Origin of the sequence: Sorangium sp. So ce296 (genome assembly GCF_051529605.1) — a bacterium.
GTDB lineage: Bacteria > Myxococcota_A > Polyangia > Polyangiales > Polyangiaceae > Sorangium > Sorangium cellulosum_D.
Genome location: NZ_CP150325.1, coordinates 5,643,444 through 5,667,326 on the forward strand (window position 1 = coordinate 5,643,444; position 23,883 = coordinate 5,667,326).

Genomic DNA, 23,883 nt, shown 5'->3' on the forward strand with positions numbered 1-23,883 from the left:
ATGCTCACGTTGCTCTCGCGGCTCCTCTCGTTCTCGGTGCGCCACCCCTTCCTCGTCGTCGCCCTGACGATCGCGGTCGGCGCGCTCGGCGCCTACAACTTCACGCGCCTGCCGATCGACGCGGTCCCGGACATCACCAACGTCCAGGTGCAGATCAACACCTCGGTCAAGGCGCTCTCCCCCGTCGAGGTCGAGCGGCAGGTCACGTTCCCCATCGAGTGGGCCATGGGCGGGCTCCCGGGCGTCCAGCAGGTGCGCTCGCTGTCCCGCTACGGGCTCTCCCAGGTGACGGTGATCTTCGACGACGGCACCGACATCTACTGGGCGAGGCAGCTCGTGGCCGAGCGCCTCGGCGCCGCCAAGGAGAGCCTGCCGCCCGGGCTCGGCGAGCCGCAGCTCGGCCCCATCGCCACCGGCCTCGGCGAGATCTACATGTGGACGCTCGAGGCCGCGCCGGACGCCCGGCGGCCCGACGGCCAGCCGTACGATCTGACCGATCTGCGCACGATCCAGGACTGGATCGTGCGGCCCCAGATCCGGACCGTGCCCGGCGTCACCGAGGTCAACTCGATCGGCGGCCACGAGCGGCTCTACCAGGTCTCGCCGGACCCCGCGAAGCTCGTCGGCTACGGGCTCTCGTTCCGCGACGTGCTCGAGGCGCTCGCCCGCAACAACGCCAACGCGGGCGGCGGGTACATCGAGCACAAGGGCGAGCAGTACCTGGTCCGCGCCACGGGCCTCGTGCAGAGCGAGGAGGACATCCGGGGCATCATCGTCGGCAACCACGGTGAGGTGCCGATCCGGATCGAGGACGTGGCCGAGGTCGGCGTCGGCCGGGAGCTGCGCACGGGGGCCGCGACCGAGGACGGCGAGGAGGCGGTCATCGGCACGGCCATCATGCTCGTCGGCGAGAACGGCCGCGCCGTCTCCAGGCGCGTGGACGAGCAGATCAAGGCGGTCAACAAGTCGCTGCCCGAGGGCGTGACGGTCAAGACCGTCTACGACCGCACCTACCTCGTCGACGCCACCCTGAGCACCGTGCGGAACAGCCTGCTCGAAGGGGCCGCGCTGGTCGTGGTCGTGCTCTTCCTCCTGCTCGGCAACCTCCGGGCCGCGCTGATCGCCGCGCTCGCCATCCCGTTCTCGATGCTGATCGCCGTCACCGGCATGGTCGAGGGCAAGATCAGCGGCAACCTGATGAGCCTCGGCGCCATCGACTTCGGCCTCATCGTCGACGGCTCGGTGATCATCGTCGAGAACTGCGTGCGGCGCTTCGCCGAGGAGCAGCGCCGGCTCGGCCGCGCGCTCACCCGGGAAGAGCGGCTCGACCTCGCCTACGACGCGTCGCAGGAGGTCCGGCAGGCGACGATCTTCGGCGAGCTGATCATCGCCATCGTCTACCTGCCCATCCTCACGCTCACGGGCATCGAGGGGAAGATGTTCCGGCCCATGGCGCAGACCGTCGTCCTGGCGCTCGCGGGGGCGACGATCCTGTCGATGACGTTCGTCCCGGCGCTCGTCGCGCTGCTCCTCACGGGCAAGGTGTCGGAGAAGGAGAACTTCCTCTTCCGCCGGGCGATGAGCGCCTACGGCCGGGCGCTCGCCTGGGCGCTGTCCCACAGGCCGCTCGTCGTCGCCGCCGCCGGCGTCGTCCTCGTCGCCTCCGGCCTGGCCGCCGCGGGGCTCGGCCGCGAGTTCGCGCCCAAGCTGAGCGAGGGGGCGCTCGCGCTCCAGCCGGCGCGCATCCCCTCGATCAGCCTCACGACGAGCGTGGCGATGCAGGCGAAGCTCGAGCGCCTGCTCAAGGAGCGCTTCCCGGACGAGATCGAGCACGTCTTCGCCCGCACCGGCACGGCCGAGGTGGCGACCGATCCGATGGGCCCGAACGTCTCCGACACCTACCTGATGCTGAGGCCGCGGAGCGCCTGGAAGAAGGCGGCCACGCAGGAGGAGCTCGCCGAGGCGATCGAGGAGGCGATCCGGGAGCTGCCGGGGCAAAACTACGAGTTCAGCCAGCCGATCGAGCTCCGGTTCAACGAGCTGATCAGCGGCGTGCGGAGCGACGTCGCGGTCAAGGTCTTCGGCGACGACCTCGGCGTGATGCTCGAGCAGGCGAACAAGATCGGCGCGCTCCTGCGGGCGACGCCGGGCGCCGCCGACGTCAAGGTGGAGCAGGTCACGGGCCTGCCGGTGCTGACCATCGACGTGGATCGGCGCATGGTCGCCCGCTACGGGCTCAACGTCGCCGACGTGCAGGAGGTCGTCGAGGCCGCGATCGGCGGCGTGAGCGCCGGCGAGGTCTTCGAGGGCGACAAGCGCTTCGACCTCGTGCTGCGGCTCCCCGACGCCATCCGCCGCGACGTCGCGGCCCTCGAGCGGCTCCCGATCCCGCTCCGGGGCGCGCCGGAGCACGCGGCCGGGCCGAGCGGCCCGACCGTGGCCGCGGCGGCTCGGTCGCCCGAGCGCGCGGCGTTCGTGCCGCTCGGCGCGGTGGCCGACCTCCGCCTGGAAGACGGCCCGAACCAGGTCAGCCGCGAGAGCGGCAAGCGCCGCGTCGTCGTCCAGTGCAACGTGCGCGGGCGCGACCTCGGCGGCTTCGTCGCCGACGCCGAGGAGCGGATCGACGCCGAGATCAAGCTCCCGCCGGGCTACTGGATGTCCTGGGGCGGCCAGTTCGAGAACATGCTCGCCGCCCAGCGGCGCCTCGCCGTGGTGGTCCCGCTGGCGCTCGGGCTGATCTTCGCCCTGCTCTTCCTCTCCGTCGGGACGCTCGGGAACGCCGCCCTGATCTTCACCGGCGTCCCGCTCGCGCTCACCGGCGGCATCTTCGCGCTGTGGGGCCGCGGGCTCCCGATCTCGATCTCGGCGGCCGTGGGCTTCATCGCGCTCTCGGGGGTCGCCGTGCTGAACGGGCTCGTGATGGTGACGTTCATCGAGAACCTGCGGCAGCGCGGCGAGGGGCTCGACGACGCCGTGCTCCACGGCTCGATCGCGCGGCTCCGCCCCGTGCTCATGACGGCGCTCGTCGCGGCGCTCGGCTTCGTCCCGATGGCGCTCGCCACCGGCACCGGCGCCGAGGTGCAGCGCCCGCTCGCGACGGTCGTCATCGGCGGGATCCTCTCCTCCACCACGCTCACGCTGCTCGTCCTGCCGGTCCTCTACCGGCTGACGCACCGAGAGGAGGCGCCGGCCGCCCGCGAAGCGCCGGCGGATCCCGGAGCGAGCCCAGCCAGTTGAGCGAATCGCGCCCGTCGACGCGGCGGCGGGCGCTCAGCTCGCCAGCGGCAGCGAGAAGTGGATCGTCGTCCCCTGGCCCGGGGTGCTCTCGACGGCCACGGTCCCGTGGTGCGCCTCGACGATGCCGCGCGCGATGTACAGGCCGAGCCCGGCGCCGGTGCGCGACTCCTGCGCGGCCTTCCAGTAGCGATCGAAGAGGTGCGGCTGGTGCTCGGGCGGGATGCCCGGGCCCGTGTCGGCCACGGAGAAGCGCGCGAGGCCGGCGATCCGGCAGAGCGACACGCTCACGACCCCGCCCTTCGGCGTGAACTTCAGCGCGTTGCCGAGCAGGTTCGAGAACACCTGCAGCACGCGATCCCGGTCGGCGAGGACCTCCAGGCCCGCGTCGAGCGGCCCCTGCGTCACCCGGCAGCCCTTGGCCTCGGCGAGCGACGCGGCGGCCTCGAGCGCCTCGCGCACGAGCGCCCCGCCGCGCTCCACCCGCGGCGACACCACGAGCCGCCCCGCCTCGATGCGCGACGCGTCGAGCAGATCCTCGATGAGCCGCGTCATGCGCTGGATCCCGCGGTCCATCCGGTCGACGAGCTGGACGGCGTCGTCCTCCTCGCCGTCCTTCCGCTGGAGCAGATCGCTCCGCAGGAGCGACGCCGTGATCGCGATCGTGTTGAGCGGGTTCCGGAGGTCGTGCGACACGATCGCCAGGAGGTCGTCCCGGGCGCGCGTCGCGGCCTGCGCCTCGTTGTAGAGCCGCGCGTTCTCGAGGGCGACCGACGCCGACTGCGCGAGCTGCGTGAGCAGCACCTCGTCGCTCTCCACGAACGGCCCGTCGCGCCGGTCGAGCAGCAGGATGCTCCCGATGCTCTGGCCATCCCGGCCGCGCAGCGGCGCCGCGACGAGCGAGCGCGGGTGCAGCTCCGAAGGCGCGCGCGACAGCACGTCGGCGCACGTGGGATCGCTCGCGATCTCGTCGCCCGTCAGCCGGACGCCCGTGCTCCGCCGCTCGATCAGGCCGAACGCGACCTCGCGGATGCTGTCGCGGTCCTCCCGCGCGGCGTACTCCTCGGACAGCGAGATGCCGGTCATCGACCGCTGCGCCACGCCCCGCGCGGCCAGCCGCGCGACGGCCACGTTCGCGTCGAGCAGCGCGCGCGCCTCGTCGGTGGTGCGCTGGATGAGCTCGTTCAGCGAGAGCGACCGGTGGATGCGCAGCGTCGCCTCGGTCAGCTGCGCGAGCTGGTTCGCGTGGCGCGCGAGCGCCCGGCGCGCCTCGTCCTCGCGGCGCTCCGCCTCGTTCAGCCGGAGCACGTAGCGCAGGCTCTGCACCAGCCGCTCGGGCGTCAGCAGGTTCTTCGGCACGTAGTCCGCCGCCCCCCGCTTCATCAGATCGACCGCCAGCGACTCGTCGCCCTGCCCGGTCAGCATGATGAACGGCGCCGTGAGCTTCGCCTTGCGCGCCGCCTCGATCACCGTGAGCCCGTCGCCCCCGGGCAGGTAAAAATCGAGCAGCACGCAGTCGATCTGCTGCTCGTACAGCACCGCGAGCGCCGAATCGACGGAATCGGCCTCCCTGATCTCGGCGTCGACGCGGCCGCTGCGCAGCGCGCGCAGGATCGCGATCCGATCGACCGTGTCGTCGTCGACGACGAGGAGACGAACCGACCTATGGCTCAAGGCATCTCCACGAGCGTCCAGTACCGGTTCAGTGCCGTCATGAGCTCGACGAAGCTCAGGAAAGTCACGGGCTTGAGCAGGTAGCCGGCGACGTTCAGGTCGTACGCGTCCACCTTGTCCCGCTCGTCGTTCGAGGTGGTCAGCACGACGACGGGCGTCGCCCTCAGCGAGGCGTCGGACCGGAGCTCCCGAAGAAACTCGATGCCGTTCATCCTGGGCATATTCAGGTCGAGCAGGACGAGGCGCCGGTCCCTGGGCACCTGCGTGCCGCGCAGCAGGTCGAGCCCCTCGACCCCGTCACCGGCGACCCAGAGCGGGTTCGTGATCTTGCCCCGATCGAACGCCCTGCGGACGTTCATCACGTCGACGGTGTCGTCCTCTACCAGGATAATATTCAGGATTTTACCGTCCATCCTCGTCCTCGCTGAGGGGCAAAACGCTGGCCCGTCGATAGCATACGAGAGCACCGCTGCACGTGGGCAGGGCGATGGCGACGGAGCTGGAGGCCGGCTCACTCGTTTCCGCGTTACGGAGACACCGCTTACGGCCTGCTTCGCGCGGCTGAAGGTAACGTGGGCCCGCGGCGCCGGGAAGAGGCGATCGGCGGCGAGGTAAGCCCGGGCGCCCCACGACGGCCGCCCGCGCCACGCCGGTGTGCTCGCCCTCGTCGGGGGCGCGCCCGCGCTCGAGGCCCACGGTCGCGCCGCCGGGGCGCGGCCCTCGGGGCTACGGCCAGCTGCCGCGGTTGCCCGCGCGGCCGACGAGGTGCGCCACCGCCGTCACCAGGCTGTTCGGCTCGATGGGCTTGGCCAGGTGCATCTGGAAGCCGGCGGCGATCGCCTGGCGGCGGTCCTCCACGCGCGTGTACGCGGTGAGCGCGAGCGCCGGGATCCCGCTCGCCGGGACCTCGGCCCCCATCGCGCGCAGCCGCCGCATCATCGCGTAACCGTCCTCGCCCGGCATGCCGATGTCGCTCACGAGCACGTCGAACTCGCCCGCGCGGAGCGCCTCGAGCGCCGCGCCGGCCGAGGCCGCCTCGCTCACCGCGGCGCCGGCGCGCCCGAAGATGATGCCGAGCAGCTCGCGCGCGTCGGTCTCGTCGTCGACCACGAGCACCCGGATGCCCTCGAGCAAGCGGCGCGCGGCGCCCCCCGGCGCGTCGCTGCCCCGGCGCTGCGGCGACGGCTGGGACGAGTGCGGCTCGGCGTGGATCGGCAGCCGCACCCGGAAGCGCGCGCCCTTGCCCTCGCCGTCGCTCTCCGCGTTCACGGTGCCGCCCTGCGCCTCCGCCAGGTGCCGCACGATGGCCAGGCCGAGGCCGAGGCCCCCGTGCGCCCGGGTCATCCCGCCGTCCGCCTGCCGGAACCGCTCGAACAGGAACGGCAGGAAGCTCTTCGGGATCCCCTCGCCGTTGTCCTCCACCTCGACCTCGAGCATGGCCTCGACGCGCCGGGCGAAGGCCCGCACCTGCCCGCCCGAGGGCGTGAACTTCACGGCGTTCGTGAGCAGGTTCCACACGATCTGCTGGAGCCGATCGGCGTCGCCGAGGAAGATGCCCACGTCCTCGACGACCCAGGCGTTGACCGTGACGCCCTTCGCCAGCGCCGTCGGGCGCACGAGATCGAGCGCCGCGGAGAGCACCTGCCGCACGTCGACCGGATCGGTGCGGAGCTGCAGCTTCCCCGCGATGATCGTCGAGGCGTCGAGCACGTCCTCGATGAGCTGCGACTGCGCCTTCGCGTTGCGCTCGATCGTGGAGAGCCCCCGCTCGAGCGACTCGGCGTCCACCTCGCCCGTCCGGAGGATCCGCGCCCAGCCCAGGATCGACTGGAGCGGCGTCCTGAGCTCGTGCGACACCGTGGCGAGGAACTCGTCCTTGAGCTTGTTCAGCTGCTCGGCGTGCTGGCGCGCCCGCTGCTCCTGATCGAGGAGCTGCGAGCGCTCGGCCTCGGAGCGCTTCTGCTCGGTGATGTCGTGGAACGAGATGCCGACCCCGTCGCCCAGCGCGACCGCGATGGCGCGGAACGTCTGCGGCGCGCCGTCGTGCGCGCTGGAGAGCTCGACCCGGGCGGCCTCGCCGGCCTCGACGACCTTCGCGTACGTGTCGAAGGCGCTCGCGAGCGAGCTGCCCGGCATCTCCACGAGCAGCCGCTTGCCCTCGAGATCCTTGCCGCGGCCGCCGACGATCGGCCCGGTGGCCGGGTTCACGTAGACCCACTCGAAATCGGCGATCGCCCCCGACGCGTCGCGCACGCTGCGCAGGATCATGAACCCGTCGGGCGACGCCTCCTGCACCGTGCGGAACCTCGCCTCGCTCGCGCGCAGCGCCTGCTCGATCGCCTTCCGCTCGGTGATGTCCGTCGCCGTGCAGGTGATGCCGACGATCTCGCCCGCGTCGTCGGCGAGCGGCTCGATCGAGATGTCGAGGTGCTGCGTGCGCCCGCCCGAGTGCAGGGCGATCTCGCGCCGCTGGCCGACCCCGCTGGAGAGCACCTCGCGCTTCGCCCGCTCGAGCGCCCTCGCGGCGTCCGGGTCCTCCAGCACCTCCGCGTCGGTCTTGCCGAGCACCTCGCGCTCCGACTTGCCGAAGGCGTTGTGCATCCACGTGTAGCGGAGGTCCCGGTCCTGGTTGAACACCATGACCGGCGACCCGCGGAGCGCCTTGCGGAAGCGCTCCTCGTTCACCCGGAGCGCCTGCTCCGCGCGCAGGCGCTGGGCCACGCTCTGCTGGAGCTCGAGCGCGAGGCGCTCCGCCTTGCGGCGCGCGCCGATCTGCTCGGTCACGTCGAACGCCGTCGCCATGACGCCCTCCACGGCGCCGCTCACGTCGTGGAGCGGCTTGCACAGGACGTTGTAGAGCCGCTCCACGAGCTCCCCGGTCCAGTGCATGATCCGCACCGGGATCTCGTTCGCCACGCTCGGCTGGCCGCTCGCCATGACGGCCTCGAGCTGCGCGTGCAGCGGCTGCCCCCGGAGCTCCGGGACCGCCTCGGCGAGCGGCTTGCCGAGCAGATCGTCGCGGCCGACCATCTGGCAGAACATCGGGTTGGCCAGCTCGAACACCAGCCCCTCGCCCTTGAGGAGGCAGATCGGCGCCGGCGCCTCGGCGAGCAGCGAGCCGCTCTTGCCCCGCTCGAGCTCGGTGCGCCTGCGCTCGGTCTCCAGCGCGGCCAGCTGGAGCCGGGTGTGCTCGCCGACCGCCTGCGCGATCCCCGCGTCCACGCGCTCGGAGAGCGCCTCGAGGTCGCTCAGGCTCGGCGTGATCCCCGCCTCGTGCAGCTCGCGGAGGATGGAGCGCCGGAGGAGGCTGTACTCGCGGACCATCACCTCCAGGTCGAACCCGTTCTCCCAGCGCGCCTCGCCGTGCTCGCGCGCGGCCTCGTCGCTGCCGTTCGTGGGAGCGCCCTTCTCCAGGCTGGCGGCCACCTCGTCGAGGAAGGTCGGCAACGAGTTGATGATCAGCGGCTTCGGCATGTTTCGCGCCACCGAGCTTCGCCTGCGCAGCTCGCCGACGAACCGCTCGATGATGGCCTCGCGGCGGGTCCTGATGAGCGTGGAGAGCGGGGTCGTCATGATCGGGTCGTTCGCGGCGCCGGCGCCGTCCCGGCAGCCATCGCCGTCAGGGGCCCGGGCAGCGAGCGGGGAGCGGCCCTGGACGACCTGGGCCGCGGGTGGCGTCGAGCACGACATATTCGGCGAGCTTGCCGAGCGCCACAAGGCGCCCCGCCAGCGCAGCCCGCGCGGCGCCGGGTAGGCGACCGCGCCCTTCGTGGGGTAGCCGTCTGTCGTCCTCCGCCGAGGTCGCCCTCGACATGGGTGTTGAGCCGAGCTCGGCTTCCTTCGCGCGCGCACAGGCCCAGGCGCGGGCAAGCGCTGTGCCGCGCTCGGACGGCCGGTGTTCGCGGCGATGTGCGGCGCACGACGTCACGAACGAGACAATTTGCCGCAGCGCCTGCGTCCGCCCGGGCCGTGCGACGGCCGGTGAAGCGGGCTGTGGGGCGCCCGGAGGAACAACCGTCTTGATCGACTCGCGGGTCAACATGGGACGTCGCGGCACGGCGGCTGCAAGAACGGCGACAACGGCGACAACGGCAACAACGCTGGTTCGAGACGCTGGAACACCAATTCACCCGATCAGGAGGTTATCATGCTCAGTTGGAGTGTTGCGTTCTTTATCGTCGCGATCATCGCCGCCATCTTCGGCTTCGGCGGCATCGCCGCGGGCGCCGCCTCGGTGGCGAAGCTGCTCTTCGTGATCTTTCTCGTCCTGGCGGTGGTCTCCCTCGCGCTCGGCCGCCGCGTCCGGGCCTGACGCCCTCCACGCCGCCCCTCGAGCGCCGCGTGGGCGCCCGTCTCACACGGGCCCACGCGGCGCCGTCGAGCCCGGCGCACGAGCCGACCCGCCGCCCGCGCGCCTTCTCATCCTCTCTCCTGCGAACCCCCCAACTCCATGCCTTCGTTTGCCGCGCGCTCCGCGCTGCGCGCACGCCGTCCGCGCGCGGCGTGGTGACGCGATGCGTTGTTGGTTGTCGCGCCTTGTGCCGGCGATGCCTGCTTGCACGTGCCTGGCGGCCACGATCGGGGCGATATGTCTCGTCGGGCCGGGCGGTCTCCGCGGTTCTGCCTGGCACGCCCGTCGCAAAGGCGGGTGGAGGAACCCATCCAGGGCGCCGCGAGGAACGATCCCGGGCAGCTTCGATGGGGCTTTTCGCGTCGTGCCGGGCTCTCGCCCGGGCGCAAGGTCGGGCCAAGCGGCAGACCGGAGGAGAACATCATGCTGACCGTCCGTACATTCCTTCCTATCGCCATCGTCATGAGCGTCGTCGCGGGCTGCGAGTCCCCCACAGACGCGCAAGCCAAGGCCGAGCGCGCGCAGCGCGAGGCGGAGCAGAAGGCGGCGGAGGTCGCCACCGAGCTCGACAAGAAGGTCGCCGCGATCGACCAGCGGGCCGAGCGGGAGACCGACAACGCGCTCCGGGAGGCCGCGGAGAAGCTCAACAACGCTGCCCTGGAGGCCCAGGAAAAGACCGTGGAGGCCCAGGCGGAGCTCCTGAAGGCGCGCGACGACGTGCGCGCCTCCGCGACGCGCAAGGTCGAGGACCTCGAGAAGGACGTCGCCGAGCTCCGCGCCAAGGCCGAGAAGAAGCTGTCCAAGGCCGAGGTCGACAGGATGGTGAAGGACCTCCAGGACAAGTCGGAGGCGGTCCGCAGGAGCCTGCGCGACCTTGACGCGGCCACGAGCACGAACCTCGAACAAGTGAAGAAGGGCGTCGACCAGCGCGTGGAAGAGCTGGATCGCGCCATCCAGGAGGCGAGGCGGCGCGTCTGACGCGCCCCGCGGCCCTGCCCAGCAAGCTCGACAAAGAGGAGGACACCATGGAGAACCAGAAGGCACCTCAGCAGACCCAGTCGGCGGACATCGAAGGCGAGGGCAACCACACGGCCGATCGGCGCTACCGCGAAGGCGTGCAGAGGTCGGTGAAGGACGGCAAGATCGAGCAGCACGCGGAGGAGGCCGCCGAGGCGCTGGACGGCCCCGAAGGCGACGCGCTGCGAGAAGCCCAGGAGGCGACCCGGCGCGGTCGGCCGAGCTGACCCGGCGAGCGTGCGATGATCCGCGAGCTCCGCTGCAAATCCTGCGGTCGCCGGTACATCTTCGTATCGATGGCGGCCGCGCCCTGCCGGGCCTGCGGCTCGGCCCTCGAAGAGATGGAGCTCGAGCGCGGCGTCTACGAGCTCGCCTCGGACGCCGCGCCGAGCGCCGCCTCGCCGGAGCCGAAGGCCGCGGCGGACAAGATGGTCCCCGAGGATCTCGGCTACGGAGAGTCGCACGGGTACGGGCCCGCGCACGGCGGCCCGACCGGCCCCGGCGACGCGCCGGCGCCCACCCCGTGAGCCCACCGGCCCTCATCTCCCTCGACACGCGATGGCCCGGGCTCCCCGGCTCGGGGCACGGCGTTAGAGCACCGATCAGCTCGAAACGCCCGAGAATGAAGAGATTGGAACCACATAGGCACAGAGAACACAGAGGGATGAAAGGGATGAAGAAGAGATTCCGAGCGCTCTCTTCTCTCTCCCTCTGCGTCCTCTGTGCCCTCTGTGCCTGTGTGGTTCATTTCCGCGGGGTTTCACCCCGTTCGGCGTCCTAGGACATGGCCGGTCGACAGGCGCGCAGGCGCTCGCGGCGCGCGTCGAGCGCCGGTGCCCGCCTGGGCGGTGAACCGAACGTGAGGAGGAGGAGCGCGGCGGGAGGGCCGCCGCCGTCAGGCCGCCGTCGCGGTGCGCGCCGGGGCGTGGCTCTGGCCGTGGGAGCGGCGGGAATGGGCGATGAGCGCGTCGAACAGCTCCAGCATCTGCTGGCCCAGCCGCTCGTTCGCCTCCTCGCTCAGCTCCGCCTCGATCCGAGGCAAGAGCTCCCGCTCCTCCTCGTCGGCGTGGTGCATGATGAGCTCCCTCAGGGTGGATAGCCTGGCCTTGAAGCTCGGGTCCTCTGGCGCCGTGTTGACGACGCGCCGGATCTCGAACCGCGCGACCGTGTGCTCCTCGCAGGCCCCGCCGATGAGATCCGGCTCGATCGCGAGCAGCTCCGGGAAGAGCACCACTTGCTCGGCGAGCATGTGGGCGAGCAGGTGTTTCGTGAGCTCGTCCGTCACCCGCCGGACATCGCCGACGCCCGAGGCCGCCAGATCGAACAGCCTCTCGGCTTCGCGGTGCTGCCCCTTCAAGAGCTGTGTCGCTTTCATGCATTCTCCTCCCGGACACCGAACGTGTGCGTGTTGTCGATGGACGTGAAACAGGGATCTCGTCGCCCTCGCGCCAGGGCCGCTCAGGCGGCGGCGCCGGCCGAGAGGTACGCGAGGCCGCACAGCGGCTCGCCCCTCGGGCCCTCGAGCGAGAAGGTGACGGCGCCGCTCCGGCCGATCAGCTCGCGCATCGTCAGCGACAGGCCCGCCAGCTCATGCGCCGCAGGGGCCAGCGGGTCCGAGCCGGGGCAGAGCACGACGCGCTTCACGCCGGGGAGCGCGCCGAGCACGGCGCGCACGAGCGAAGACCGGACCACGAGCTTGTTCGCGGACGACGCCGCGACGAACACGGCCGTGCTCACCTCGCCGAGGAGCAGGAGCTTCTCCTGCACGCGCGACTGGAATGTCGACGCGTGCTCGCTCGGCAGCTGAATCACCGTGTGGATGTCGCGCGTCCGGGTGCTCAGCCAGGCGGCGCACTCGGTCCAGGGCGCGCCGGGCTCAGCAATCAGCAGGCAGGTCTCCTCTCGACGCTCGCCCTTCCGCCCCCTCTTCTTCATGGGGCATATTCAAGCAACTCTCGTGCCGAATCGTCTTATTCCGGACGTGAGCACGTCCGGGGCGCCAGATGTGATCTGGAGATGTGGAATTTCGCCTCTCACCGCCGGCTCGGACGGACTCGACAGATCGAGCGAGGTCGAGGTGCTCAGGCCAACACCGGCACACGATGGCTGCCGCAGGATCCAGAGAAATGAAGCGCTCAATCGCGGTATCTCGATCCGCGGACGGAGACGCATCGCAACAGACCGCGAATTCCCTGCTCTCCTCGAACGCTCGTTGTTCGATCGCTCAGCCTGCGATCCTTCGCCGCGGGCCGCGCTGGTCCTGCCGGTCGCCATGCCTGGCCGCTCGCCAGCGCGCGGATCGCCAGCCGTCAGCGCGCCCGCGCGCCGCGAGCGAGCTCGCCGCGAGCGCGCCTCGGCCTCGCGCGGACGGCCGGGGGGCCTGCGCTGCATCCACGCGACACCCGACGCTTTTCGTGGCCGCGGCCGCCTGGAGGCGGCGCTCCCCGCCGCGCAGCCTCTCGCCGCGGACGGGCGAGGCGCGCCACGTGCATCGCCGGACGACGTGCTGCCTATCTGTGGAAATCCAGGGAGCTGGTAACGCCATCCGGCGAGGCGCCGGAGAGCGCCGCCGCATCTCGGGGGCGCCTCGGCCGGGGAGGGGGCGCGCCGGCGCCGCGCCATGGGCCGCTGCCGGCATGGTTGAGGCAGGAAAGCCCACCTGTGGCGAAACGTCACGTTGAAGAATCTCAAGGGTGAGCGAGCTGGGCTTGATGGCGCGGTGTCTCCGTGGCACGTTCCCTGCAACTGCAGGCAGCGGTCGACCTAGTGAGCTGCCGGGGAAGGACACGCGATGAGCGGCAGGATACTCGTCGTCGATGACGACGAAGCGACGTGCGATCTGGTCGAAGCCCTCCTCAAGAGGCAGGAATTCTCCGTGGCGGCGCGCACCTCCGCGAAGAGCGCGCTGGAGCTCGTGAGCGAGGACGACTTCGACGTCGTGTTGACCGACGTCGGCATGAGCGAGATGAGCGGCCTCGAGCTGTGCGAGCGCATCCTCGGCGCCCGGCCCGACATGCTGGTCATCGTCATGACGGCGCTCGGGAGCATGGAGACGGCGATCTCCGCGATGCGCGCCGGAGCGTTCGACTTCGTCACGAAGCCGCTCGACTCGAACCTCCTCGGCCTGACGGTCTCGCGCGCCGTCCAGCACCGGCGCCTCCGGTCCGAGGTGAAGCGCCTGCGTGAGGCGGCCCACGACGTCCAGCAGACGAAGGGCCTCGTCGGGCGCAGCCCCGCGATGAAGCGCGTCTACGACCTCATCGGGCGCGTCGCGCGCAGCGACGCCTCGGTGCTCGTGCACGGCGAGACGGGCACCGGCAAGGAGCTCATCGCGCGGGCGATCCACGAGGCCAGCGGCCGCCCCGGCCCCTTCGTCGCCGTCAACTGCGCCGCGGTGCCCCAGGCGCTCCTCGAGAGCGAGCTCTTCGGCCACGCGCGCGGCGCCTTCACCGACGCGAAGACCCAGCGCACCGGCCTGTTCCTCGAGGCGAGCGGCGGCACCATCTTCCTCGACGAGATCGGCGAGATGCCGCTCGAGGTCCAGCCGAAGCTGCTCCGCGCGCTCCAGGAGCGGAAGGTGCGGCCGGTCGGCTCGAACGCCGAGATCCCCTTCGACGCGCGCATCGTGACCGCGACCAACCGCGACCTCGAGACCGAGGTGTACGAGAAGCGGTTCCGCGAGGACCTCTACTACCGCGTCAATGTCGTGAAGATCGACCTGCCGCCCCTGCGCGAGCGCGGGACCGACGTGCTCCACCTCGCGATGCACTTCCTCGAGAAGTTCTCGTCCAGGAGCGGCAAGGGCGTGCTCTCGCTCTCGACGGCGGCCGCGGAGAAGCTCACCGCCTACAACTGGCCGGGCAACGTGCGCGAGCTCGAGAACAGCATCGAGCGCGCCGTGGCCCTCGCGCGCTTCGAGCAGATCACGGTCGAGGATCTGCCCGAGAAGGTCCAGGCCTACCGTCCCGACCGCTTCGTCGTCGCCGTCGACGAGCCGGCCGAGATCATGACGATGGACGAGCTCGAGAAGCGGTACATCAAGCGCGTGCTCGCGCTCGTCGGCGGCAACAAGTCGCGCGCCGCCCAGATGCTCGGGTTCGACCGGCGCACGCTGTACCGCAAGCTGGAGCGCTACGGGGAGCAGGATGGCTCGGGCGGGGACGAAGGCCCAGACAAGGACAAGGCGGCCTCTTCGCCGGGATCGGCGAGCTCTGCGCTCAGCTGAGCTGAGATGAGGCGCGAGGTAAGGCGGAAGGAATGACGGAAAAGGCGCTCCCCGAGTCGGTCTACAAGCTGTTCGCGCGCACGGGGCACGACGTTCGAGGGCCGGCGGGCGTCGTGGCCGGCGCCCTCGACGAGCTCGAGCGCGCCCTCGGCGGCGAGACGACCGCTCGGAACGCGGCGTTCTTCACGATGGCGCGCCGGGGCGTGCGCCGCCTCCTGCGCCTCGCCGACCGCTACACCGCCGCCTCGGAGCTGTCGCGGCAGCTGGACGCCCAGGTGCAGTCGCTCGACCTCGAGCCGCTCGTGCGCCAGGCCGTCTCGGAGGCGTCGTTCGTCTACGGCAGGCGCCAGGTCACGGTGGCGCTCGACCTCGCGCCGCTGCGCGGCTTCGCGCACCCGTCGTCGATGACCGCGGCGCTCGCGGACGCGCTCATGCTCGCCCTGCGCGCCGCCCGCGCGCGGGTCGCCGTCGAGCTCGCGGCCCACGGCGACAAGGCGCGCGTGGTGCTCACGAGCGACGCGGACACGACCTCGGTGGAGGAGCTCTTCGAGACGGCGCTCTCCCCGGAGGCGGACCCGCTCGACGAGGGCGCGCTGCCGGTCCGCGTCATCGACGGCGTGCTCAGGGCGCACGGCGGCACGGCGCGCGTCGAGCGCGTGGGCGCGGAGACGCGCATCACCTTGGAGTGGCCGCTGAACGAGGCGGATCGTAAGGTGGGCGCGCGATGAGCGAGGAGCTGCCGCAGGTCCTGGTCCTGGACGACGATGACGACACCGCGGCGCTGCTCGGCATGGCGCTCCGCCGCCGCGGCTTCCGCGTGGCCGTGGCGCGGTCGTGCGAGGAGGGGCGCGCGGCGCTCGCCGAGCGCCCGGTCGACGCCCTGGTGACCGACGTGTCGCTGCCGGACGGCAGCGGCCTGGAGCTCGTGGCGTCGCTCGAGAACAAGCCGCGCGCGCTCGTCGTGGTGAGCGGCTTCGGCGGCGACGACGACCGCGAGAAGAGCCGGGCGGCCGGGGCGCACGTGCACCTCGTCAAGCCGGTCGACGTGGCCCGGCTCGTGTCGACGCTCAACGAGCTGCTCGGTCGCCCGGGCTGAGCGCCCGGCTCACTTGTCGACGGACGCGTAGAACGAGACGCCCCGGCGGTTCTCGTCGAGGCGCAGCGGGTGCTGCAGCGCCGGCAGCGCCCGCTGGGCGCAGTCGAGGCGCTCGCAGGTCCGGCAGGTGACGCCGACCGGGACGGCCGCGTCGATGTTGTCGAGGTCGATCCCGTCGGCGTAGACGAGCTCGCGGGCGTAGCGGACGTCGCAGCCCATGCCGATCGACTGGACCGTGTGGGGGACGTGGTAGCCGCCGCGGTCGCTGCGCACGGTGCGCGCGATGCAGAAGTAGACCGCGCCGTCGGGCATCTGCGAGAGCTGGATCCGGATCATGCCGGGCGTCATCAGGGCGGCGTGCACGTTCCAGCGAGGGCAGGCGCCGCTGAACCGCGCGAAGCGGATGCCGGAGCCGCTGAAGCGCTTCGAGATGTTGCCCGCGATGTCGATGCGGACCATGTGCATCGGCACCCCCTCGGCGCCAGGGCGGCGCAGCGTCGTCAGCCGGTGGCACACCTGCTCGAAGCTCGTGCCGAAGCGGTGCGCGAGGAGCTCGATGTCGTAGCGCTCGGCGCGCGCCGCCTCCAAGAACGGCTGGTACGGCATGAGGATCGCGGCGGCGAAGTAGTTGGCCAGCGCGACGCGCGCGAGCGCGCGGGACTCGGGGGTGGTGAGGTTCTCGTCGCGCAGGATGCGGTCGATGGCGGCCGACTGCGTGAGCAGCCCGAGCTGGTGCGCGAGCTGGAACCGGCGGCTCCGGGGCGGCAGCACCTCGGAGATGCTGAGCACGCGCCGCTCGGGATCGTAGCGCCGCATCGCCTGGCGCTCGTCCGCGACGCGCACGATGCGCACCTCGATGCCGCGCGTCGCGTGGAGGTACCGGACGAGGCCGCGGTAGACGTCGTCCGCGTCGAGCTCCGCCTCGCGCCAGAGCGCCTCGGCGCCCTCCTCGAGCTCCGGGAAGTGGTTCATCCGGCGCTGGATCAGGTCGCTCACCTCCTCGGACGGCAGGCGCGAGTTGTCGACCGCGACGAACCCGTCCCCCGCCAGCCGCTCTCCCAGCGTGTCCAGCGACTCGCGGGTGGTCGCGTACGTGCGGTAGAGCGTGAGCACCGCGCGCGCCACGTTCGGTGAGGTCGCGACGAGCTCGCGCAGATCCGCGTTCGTGAGCCCGTGGCTCTCGAAGATGGGATCGCCGAACACCTCGTGGAGATCGGCTGTCAGCCGGACATCCTCTTCCGACGCGAAATTCTGGAGATCGAGCTGGAATATCTGGGCGAGCCGGATGAGGAGCGGCGCCGTCAACGGACGCCGGTTGTTCTCTATCAAGTTCAGATAACTCGCCGAGACACCGAGGCGCTCCGCCAGATCGACCTGCGTCATGTGCTCGCGGCGCCGGAGCGCGCGGACTTTGGCTCCGAGTAGAGGTGCATCGGCCATGAGGACCCTCCCGAACGTAGCTGAATTTACTGAACCCACGTGTAGGTGAAGCGCCCCACCGTAGAAATTTACAATAGTTTACACGTTGACTGCCTGTAAAGGCCTTTCGTCGACATCGTTATCCGCCTGCATTTCAAAGCGAAGTTGACGTTGAAACCCCGTCGACAAACATAGTTTCGTTGTAACGACGCGCAGCGTTGCAGGAGATGTGGATGAGCCAGAATCATGCGACCTCGAACCTGAGCCTGCTCGCCCCCCGCGTTGCGGGCGACGAGTCTGTCCTCACGCCAGAGGCCCTTCGCTTCCTCGCGAATCTCGGACGTAAGTTCGCTGACCGGGTTCCCGGCCTTCTCGCGCGGCGGCGCGCGGTGCAGGCGCGGCTCGACGCGGGCGAGCGGTTCGATTTCCTCCGGGAGACGCGCGACGTGCGCGAGGGGGACTGGACCGTGGCGCCGCTGCCCGAGGACCTGCTCGACCGGCGCGTGGAGATCACCGGGCCCGTCGATCCCAAGATGATCATCAATGCCTTGAACTCCGGCGCGAGCGTGTTCATGGCGGACTTCGAGGACGCCACCTCGCCGACGTGGAAGAACCTCATCGAGGGGCAGGCGGCGCTGCGGCTCGCAACGCGGCGCGAGCTCCGTTACGAGGATCCGGCCACGGGCAAGCGCTACGCCCTCGGCGAGCGGCTCGCGACGCTGTTCGTGCGCCCGCGCGGCTGGCACCTCTGGGAGAAGCACGTCGAGCTCGACGGGAAGCCGCTGCCGGGCGGGCTCTTCGATTTCGGCCTGTTCTTCTTCCACAACGCGCGTGAGCTCGTCCGCCGCGGCACCGGGCCTTACTTCTACCTGCCGAAGATGGAGAGTCACCTGGAGGCGCGCCTCTGGAACGACGTCTTCCTCTTCGCGCAGGAGGCGGTCGGCCTGCCCGCGGGCACGATCAAGGCCACGGTCCTCATCGAGACGCTGCCCGCGGCGTTCGAGATGGACGAGATCCTCTACGAGCTCCGCCAGCACTCGGCCGGGCTCAACTGCGGCCGTTGGGACTACATCTTCAGCTTCATCAAGAAGCTCCGGAACGACCCGACCTGCGTGATGCCGGACCGCTCGCAGGTGACGATGGAGCAGCACTTCCTGCGCTCGTACACCCAGCTGCTCGTGAAGACCTGCCACCGCCGCGGCGTGCACGCGATGGGCGGCATGGCGGCGCAGATCCCGATCAAGAGCGACCCCGACGCGAACCGCGCGGCGCTCGAGAAGGTGCGCGCCGACAAGCTGCGCGAGGTCAAGGACGGACACGACGGCACCTGGGTCGCCCACCCGGGGCTCGTGCCGCTCGCCCGCGAGGTGTTCGACGCGCACATGCCCGCGGCGAACCAGATCGAGCGCAAGCGCGAGGACGTCCGCGTGGAGGCGGCCGACCTCCTGCGCGTGCCGCCGGGCGCGCGCACCGAGGCCGGCCTGCGGCACAACATCCGCGTCGGCATCCAATACCTCGAGGCGTGGATCAGCGGCCTCGGCTGCGTCCCGCTCTACAACCTGATGGAGGACGCGGCCACCGCGGAGATCTCGCGCACCCAGGTATGGCAGTGGATCCGCCACAAGGCGACGCTCGACGACGGCCAGCCGCTCACCGCGGAGCGCTTCCGCGCGGCGGTCGACGGCGAGATGGCCGCCCTGCGCGGCGCGCTCGGCGAGGCGCGCTTCGACGGCGGCCGCTTCGCCGACGCGCGCCAGCTCTTCGAGCGGCTCTCCGTCGGGGAGACCTTCGAGGAGTTCCTCACGCTGCCCGCTTACGAGCTCTTGATCTCGCGCGCCGGAGGCCAGGGCGCGTGACGCTCGGCCACCCTGTTTCGACGTCGACACAGCGGCAGCTGCCGCCTGCAACCTCAACGCACTAGGAGCCCAGTCATGTCCGCTGCTTTCCCGCTCAATACGCCGATCTCCGCCGATTCCCTGCACGCGACGCCGAGCGACGTCGCCCCCGGCCGATGGAGCGGCGTCGTGCGCCCGTACTCGGAGGCCGACGTCGCGCGCCTCCGCGGCACCGTCCGTATCGATTACACGCTCGCCTCCCTCGGGGCCAAGCGGCTCTGGAACCTGATGCACAGCGAGCCCTACGTGGCGGCGCTCGGCGCGCTCACCGGCAACCAGGCGATGCAGCAGGTCCGGGCCGGGCTCAAGGCGATCTACCTGAGCGGCTGGCAGGTGGCGGCGGACAACAACGAGGCCGGGACGATGTACCCCGACCAGAGCCTGTATCCGGCGAACAGCGTCCCGACGCTCGTGCGGCGCATCAACCAGGCGCTCCTCCGCGCCGACCAGATCGAGACCGCCGAGGGCAAGTCGGGGCGCTACTGGCTCGCCCCCATCATGGCCGACGCCGAGGCCGGCTTCGGAGGGCCGCTGAACGCCTTCGAGCTCATGAAGGCCATGATCGAGGCCGGCGCCGCGGGCGTGCACTTCGAGGACCAGCTGGCGTCCGAGAAGAAGTGCGGGCACATGGGCGGCAAGGTCCTCCTCCCGACCAGCCAGTTCATCCGCACCCTCGTCGCCGCCCGCCTCGCCAGCGACGTCATGGGCGTGCCGACCGTCCTCGTCGCGCGCACCGACGCCGACAGCGCCAAGCTCATCACCTCGGACATCGACCCGCGCGACAAGCCGTTCATCCCCGGCGAGCGCACGCCCGAGGGCTTCTACGTGCTGAAGGGCGGCCTCGACGCGGCCATCGCGCGCGGGCTCGCCTACGCGCCCTACGCCGACCTCGTCTGGTGCGAGACCTCGACGCCGGACCTCGACCAGGCGCGGCGCTTCGCGGAGGGGATCCACAAGCAGTTCCCGGGCAAGCTGCTCGCCTACAACTGCTCTCCTTCGTTCAACTGGAAGAAGCACCTCGACGACGCGACCATCGCGCGGTTCCAGCGCGAGCTCGGCGCGATGGGGTACAAGTTCCAGTTCGTCACCCTCGCCGGGTTCCACGCGCTCAACCACAGCATGTTCGAGCTCGCCAGGCAGTACCAGCGCCGCGGCATGTCCGCGTACTCCGAGCTCCAGCAGGCCGAGTTCGCCGGCGAGCAGTTCGGCTACAGCGCCACGCGCCACCAGCGCGAGGTCGGGACGGGCTACTTCGACGAGGTCGCCCAGGTGATCTCGGGCGGCGCGGCGTCCACGCTGGCCCTGCACGAGTCCACCGAGGCCGCCCAGTTCTGAGCGCCCGCGCGGGCGCGCGCCCTCCGCCGCGCACGTCCGCGCGCCGTCCTCGCCGCCGCCGGACCGCGCTCCGCCGCCGCGCCCCGCCCCGAGGAGCGGGCGTCCGCGGCGGGCGCGGCCGCGCGGCGCCCTCTTCCACGGTGGTCCAGGGGGGGCCGTTCGAGTAGGCTCCGCTCGGGCGGCGGCGCCCGGCTGCGTCCGGCCGCGGTCGCCCGAGCCGAGGTGAAAGACAGCTGTGACAACGCAGAGCCCCCGACCGAGCGACGCTGACAGCGGCGGCGCCGCGTCCAATTTCATCCGCAACATCATCGCCGAAGACCTCGCCGCAGGGAGGCACACGCGGGTCGTGACCCGGTTCCCGCCCGAGCCGAACGGATATCTGCACATCGGACATGCGAAGTCGATCCTGCTCAATTTCGGGCTGGCGGCCGACTTCGGCGGCGTGTGCCACATGCGGTTCGACGACACGAACCCTGCGGCCGAGGACCTGGAGTACGTCGAGTCCATCCAGCGGGACGTCCGCTGGCTCGGCGGCGACTGGGGCGACAAGCTCTTCTTCGCGTCGGACTACTTCGAGCGGCTGTACGCGTTCGCGGTGGAGCTCATCCAGAAGGGCAAGGCGTACGTGTGCAGCCTGAGCGAGGCGGAGACCCGCGAGATGCGCGGCACCGTCACCGAGCCCGGGCGCGAGAGCCCCTACAGGAACAGGTCCGTCCAGGAGAACCTCGATCTGTTCGCGCGCATGCGAGCAGGGGAGTTCCCCGAGGGCGCCCACGTGCTCCGGGCCAAGATCGACATGGCCGCTCCCAACATGAAGATGCGCGATCCGCCGATCTACCGCATCAAGCGCGCGCGCCATTACCGGACGGGCGACGCCTGGTGCATCTACCCGCTGTACGATTTCGCGCACAGCCTCTCCGACGCGATCGAGGGGATCACCCACTCGATCTGCACGCTGGAGTTCGAGAACAACCGGGAGCTCTACGACTGGATCATCGAGAGCCTGGACGTCCCGTCCCGCCCCCGGCAGTACGAGTTCGCGCGGCTGAACCTGAACTACACGGTGATGAGCAAGCGCAAGCTGCTCGGGCTCGTGAAGGGCGGCCACGTGAAGGGCTGGGACGACCCGCGCATGCCCACCATCGCCGGCCTCCGGCGCCGCGGCGTGACGCCCGAGGCCATCCGCGCCTTCTGCGAGGAGATCGGCGTCGCCAAGACGAACAGCATGGTGGACATCGCGAAGTTCGAGTCGTGCGTCCGCGACGACCTGAACCTCCGCGCCCCGCGCGTGATGGCCGTGCTGCGCCCGCTCCGCGTCGTCCTCGAGAACTACCCCGAGGGGCAGGTGGAGCAGATCGACGCGCCCTACTGGCCCGACGACGTGCCGAAGCAGGGCTCCCGCAAGGTCCCCCTCTCGCGGGTGCTCTACATCGAGCGCGACGACTTCCTCGAGGACCCGCCCAAGAAATGGTTCCGGCTCGCGCCCGGGCAGCAGGTGCGGCTCCGGTACGCCGGGTTCATCACCTGTCGAGAGGTGGTGAAAGACCCGACCACGGGAGAGGTGGTGGAGCTCCGGTGCACCTACGATCACCCCACGAGCAGCGGTGAGGCGCCCGACGGCCGCAAGCCGAAGGGGACGCTGCACTGGGTCTCGGCGGCCCACGCGATCTCCGCGGAGGTCCGGCTCTACGACCGGCTGTTCGCGGCCGAGCGGCCCGACGCGGTCGACGAGGGGCGGGATTTTATGGAGAACTTGAATCCTGGTTCGCTGGTCACCCTGACCGGATGCCGGGTGGAACCGAGCCTGTCCAGCGTGGAGCGGGGCAGCCATGTCCAGTTCGAGCGCCAGGGGTTCTTCTTCGTGGATCCGGTCGACTCCGCGCCCGGAGCGCCGGTGTTCAACCGCACCGTGGCGCTCAAGGACTCGTGGGCGAAGCTGGCCGGCGAGAAGCCCGCTCCGGCCGCGGCGCCCGAGAGCGCGGCCGCGAAGGCGCCGCCGCCCCGGCCGAAGACCGAGCGCAAGGCCGTGGAGGAGCGGCTCGCGCGGCTCGATCCGGCCCGCGCCGACAAGGCCAGAAACCTCATCGAAACACGCGGGATCCCCGGCGACGACGCCGTCGTCCTGGCCGAGGACGACGGCCTCCTGCGGCTGTTCGAGGAGGCGGTGGCGGTCCACGACAACCCGAGGAGCGCCGCCAACTGGGTCATCCACTCGATCTCGCGCGAGCTCAGGGACAGGAAGGCAGGCGACCTGCCCTTCTCAGGTGCGCAGCTCGGCGAGCTCCTCGCGCTGATCGATGATGGGACGATTTCGACGAAGATAGCAAAAGACGTCCTCGCTGAGATAATGCAGCGGGGCGGTAGCCCGCGGGCGATCGTCGAGCAGAGAGGGCTCCGGCAGGTGGCCGACGAGGGCGCGCTGGAGCGCATCGTCGACCAGATCATCGCCGGGCACCCCGGCGAGGTCTCCCGCTTCCGCGCGGGCAATACGAAGCTGATCGGGTTCTTCGTCGGTCAGGCCATGAAGGCCTCCGGCGGCAAAGCGAACCCCGACCTGGTCAATGCGCTGCTGACCAGGAAACTGGCGTAACTCTCCCACCCACACGCTGCTTCGCTTCCCCCCTGCTCAGGGTGCGCGGGAGTGCTGCGCTCTGCGTTGTCCCCCGCCCGGCACCTGACTACGTGATGCGTGTCATGGCAGTGTGGAGAAACATGTCCCGCAAAATGTCTATAAAAAAATTGAACTTATGAGCTGGAGTGGTGTAGATGAAATAGGACTATGGAATCTGCACGCCAATTCGCTCTCATCGTCTGCGTGGCGGTGTCGACCTCGCAGGCCGCTTGTATCGCGTCTACCGAGCTCGATGGTCTCGAGGGTGAGGATGAGCTGGTGGAGGAGGTGCAGCAGGAGGTCGTGGTCTACAACGCGCTGACCCACAACGCGCTGACCCACAACGCGCTGACCTACAACGCGCTGACCCACAACGCGCTGACCCACAACGCGCTGACCCACAACGGTCTGATGGGCAATCCGTTCACCAAGGAGGCGCTCCGTGACCCCGAGTCGCGGGAGCTCCTCAGCTTCATCGTGAGCTGCGCTCTGCCCGAGGACGAGAAGATCACGGTCGAGGTCGACCGCCGCTCCTACACCTTCGTCGGGGAGCTCGGGCTCGCGCCCGAGTGGGGTCGGAGGAACGGCTCGTGTGGTGAAAAGTGCCAGGAGTGGGTGTCGGCCTGCCTCCTCTCCCGCGTGAACTACCGGGGCGAGCACGTGCCGATCTCGCTCCGCGGCAAGAACGACGCGCTCTCGTCCACGAGGAGGGAGCGCGACACGTACGAGGAGGCGGAGGCGACCTACTACGGCAACGTCTTCCTCAAGAACCAGCGTCGCTTCGCCTGCCTCGCGCCAGGGCAGAGGTCGATCCCCCGCGTCTGCGGCCCCTCGATCGACGACTGCGTGGTCGATATCGTGGGCAAGTGTGAGGACGTGTGCGACGGCCCGCGGCACGACGGCAGCTACACGGACTGCCGCGACCGGAAGCCCCTCATCGAGCTCCCGTGCGGGACCCGCATCTTTCCGCTCGGCACCGACAGCTACAAGGCCTCGGTGAGCGTCTTCCTCGAGTAGCATCGAGCA

18 protein-coding genes are annotated in these 23,883 nt (G+C 70.6%); 12 read left to right on the forward strand and 6 right to left on the reverse strand.

The annotated features are described in order from the left end of the window. Positions 1–3,237 (forward strand): efflux RND transporter permease subunit, encoded by a 3,237-nt coding sequence (locus tag WME98_RS20950; RefSeq protein ID WP_437952880.1) that lies wholly within the window; start codon positions 1–3, stop codon positions 3,235–3,237. 33 nt (positions 3,238–3,270) lie between these two features. Here WME98_RS20950 and WME98_RS20955 read toward each other — a convergent pair whose 3' ends face one another. The 3 genes from WME98_RS20955 to WME98_RS20965 all read right to left on the reverse strand — a co-directional run bounded on the left by WME98_RS20955 (position 3,271) and on the right by WME98_RS20965 (position 8,481). Next, positions 3,271–4,908: an ATP-binding protein gene (locus tag WME98_RS20955; RefSeq protein WP_437334767.1), complete on the reverse strand. Its 1,638-nt coding sequence runs from the start codon at positions 4,906–4,908 to the stop codon at positions 3,271–3,273. Further along, positions 4,905–5,321, reverse strand: coding sequence for a response regulator (locus WME98_RS20960; protein WP_437952883.1), 417 nt, complete (start codon positions 5,319–5,321; stop codon positions 4,905–4,907). Before WME98_RS20960 ends, WME98_RS20955 begins: the two co-directional genes overlap by 4 nt. Before the next feature lie 313 nt (positions 5,322–5,634). Continuing rightward, positions 5,635–8,481 carry a PAS domain-containing protein gene (locus tag WME98_RS20965; RefSeq protein WP_437952884.1) on the reverse strand — a complete coding sequence of 949 codons (2,847 nt, stop codon included), beginning with the start codon at positions 8,479–8,481 and terminating at the stop codon, positions 5,635–5,637. Positions 8,482–9,055: 574 nt separating this feature from the next. Here WME98_RS20965 and WME98_RS20970 point away from each other — a divergent pair. The 4 genes from WME98_RS20970 to WME98_RS20985 all read left to right on the forward strand — a co-directional run bounded on the left by WME98_RS20970 (position 9,056) and on the right by WME98_RS20985 (position 10,803). Then, positions 9,056–9,220 (forward strand): DUF1328 family protein, encoded by a 165-nt coding sequence (locus tag WME98_RS20970; RefSeq protein ID WP_129580598.1) that lies wholly within the window; start codon positions 9,056–9,058, stop codon positions 9,218–9,220. Between the two features lie 462 nt (positions 9,221–9,682). Further along, positions 9,683–10,237 (forward strand): hypothetical protein, encoded by a 555-nt coding sequence (locus WME98_RS20975; protein ID WP_437952885.1) that lies wholly within the window; start codon positions 9,683–9,685, stop codon positions 10,235–10,237. 47 nt (positions 10,238–10,284) lie between these two features. Beyond that, on the forward strand, positions 10,285–10,503 hold the full coding sequence (locus WME98_RS20980) for a hypothetical protein (RefSeq protein WP_437952886.1): 219 nt from the start codon (positions 10,285–10,287) through the stop codon (positions 10,501–10,503). Between the two features lie 15 nt (positions 10,504–10,518). Beyond that, positions 10,519–10,803, forward strand: coding sequence for a hypothetical protein (locus tag WME98_RS20985; RefSeq protein WP_437952888.1), 285 nt, complete (start codon positions 10,519–10,521; stop codon positions 10,801–10,803). 368 nt (positions 10,804–11,171) lie between these two features. Here WME98_RS20985 and WME98_RS20990 read toward each other — a convergent pair whose 3' ends face one another. Beyond that, entirely contained in the window at positions 11,172–11,651 is a 480-nt protein-coding gene (locus WME98_RS20990) for a hemerythrin domain-containing protein (protein ID WP_437952889.1), read from the reverse strand. An 83-nt stretch (positions 11,652–11,734) separates the two neighbouring features. Next, positions 11,735–12,211: a hypothetical protein gene (locus WME98_RS20995; protein ID WP_437952890.1), complete on the reverse strand. Its 477-nt coding sequence runs from the start codon at positions 12,209–12,211 to the stop codon at positions 11,735–11,737. An 856-nt stretch (positions 12,212–13,067) separates the two neighbouring features. Here WME98_RS20995 and WME98_RS21000 point away from each other — a divergent pair. From WME98_RS21000 to WME98_RS21010, 3 genes are read left to right on the forward strand one after another with little or no spacing between them, the layout of a single operon-like run. Then, positions 13,068–14,501, forward strand: a complete 1,434-nt coding sequence (locus WME98_RS21000; RefSeq protein WP_020741839.1) for a sigma-54-dependent transcriptional regulator — start codon at positions 13,068–13,070, stop codon at positions 14,499–14,501. Between the two features lie 32 nt (positions 14,502–14,533). Further along, on the forward strand, positions 14,534–15,229 hold the full coding sequence (locus tag WME98_RS21005; protein ID WP_061622671.1) for a hypothetical protein: 696 nt from the start codon (positions 14,534–14,536) through the stop codon (positions 15,227–15,229). Continuing rightward, positions 15,226–15,597, forward strand: coding sequence for a response regulator (locus WME98_RS21010; RefSeq protein ID WP_061622670.1), 372 nt, complete (start codon positions 15,226–15,228; stop codon positions 15,595–15,597). Before WME98_RS21005 ends, WME98_RS21010 begins: the two co-directional genes overlap by 4 nt. A 9-nt stretch (positions 15,598–15,606) precedes the next feature. On the opposite strand, the gene WME98_RS21015 is transcribed toward WME98_RS21010, so the two are convergent. After that, entirely contained in the window at positions 15,607–16,980 is a 1,374-nt protein-coding gene (locus WME98_RS21015) for a helix-turn-helix domain-containing protein (RefSeq protein ID WP_437952892.1), read from the reverse strand. A gap of 269 nt (positions 16,981–17,249) precedes the next feature. Between WME98_RS21015 and aceB the strand changes: the two genes are divergently transcribed. The 4 genes from aceB to WME98_RS21035 all read left to right on the forward strand — a co-directional run bounded on the left by aceB (position 17,250) and on the right by WME98_RS21035 (position 23,874). Then, positions 17,250–18,872, forward strand: coding sequence for a malate synthase A (aceB, locus tag WME98_RS21020; protein ID WP_437952893.1), 1,623 nt, complete (start codon positions 17,250–17,252; stop codon positions 18,870–18,872). 75 nt (positions 18,873–18,947) lie between these two features. After that, positions 18,948–20,246, forward strand: a complete 1,299-nt coding sequence (aceA, locus tag WME98_RS21025; RefSeq protein WP_437952895.1) for an isocitrate lyase — start codon at positions 18,948–18,950, stop codon at positions 20,244–20,246. Positions 20,247–20,481: 235 nt separating this feature from the next. Then, positions 20,482–22,836 carry a glutamine--tRNA ligase/YqeY domain fusion protein gene (locus WME98_RS21030; RefSeq protein ID WP_437952896.1) on the forward strand — a complete coding sequence of 785 codons (2,355 nt, stop codon included), beginning with the start codon at positions 20,482–20,484 and terminating at the stop codon, positions 22,834–22,836. Positions 22,837–23,136: 300 nt separating this feature from the next. Beyond that, positions 23,137–23,874: a hypothetical protein gene (locus WME98_RS21035; protein WP_437952897.1), complete on the forward strand. Its 738-nt coding sequence runs from the start codon at positions 23,137–23,139 to the stop codon at positions 23,872–23,874. Positions 23,875–23,883 lie beyond the last annotated feature (9 nt).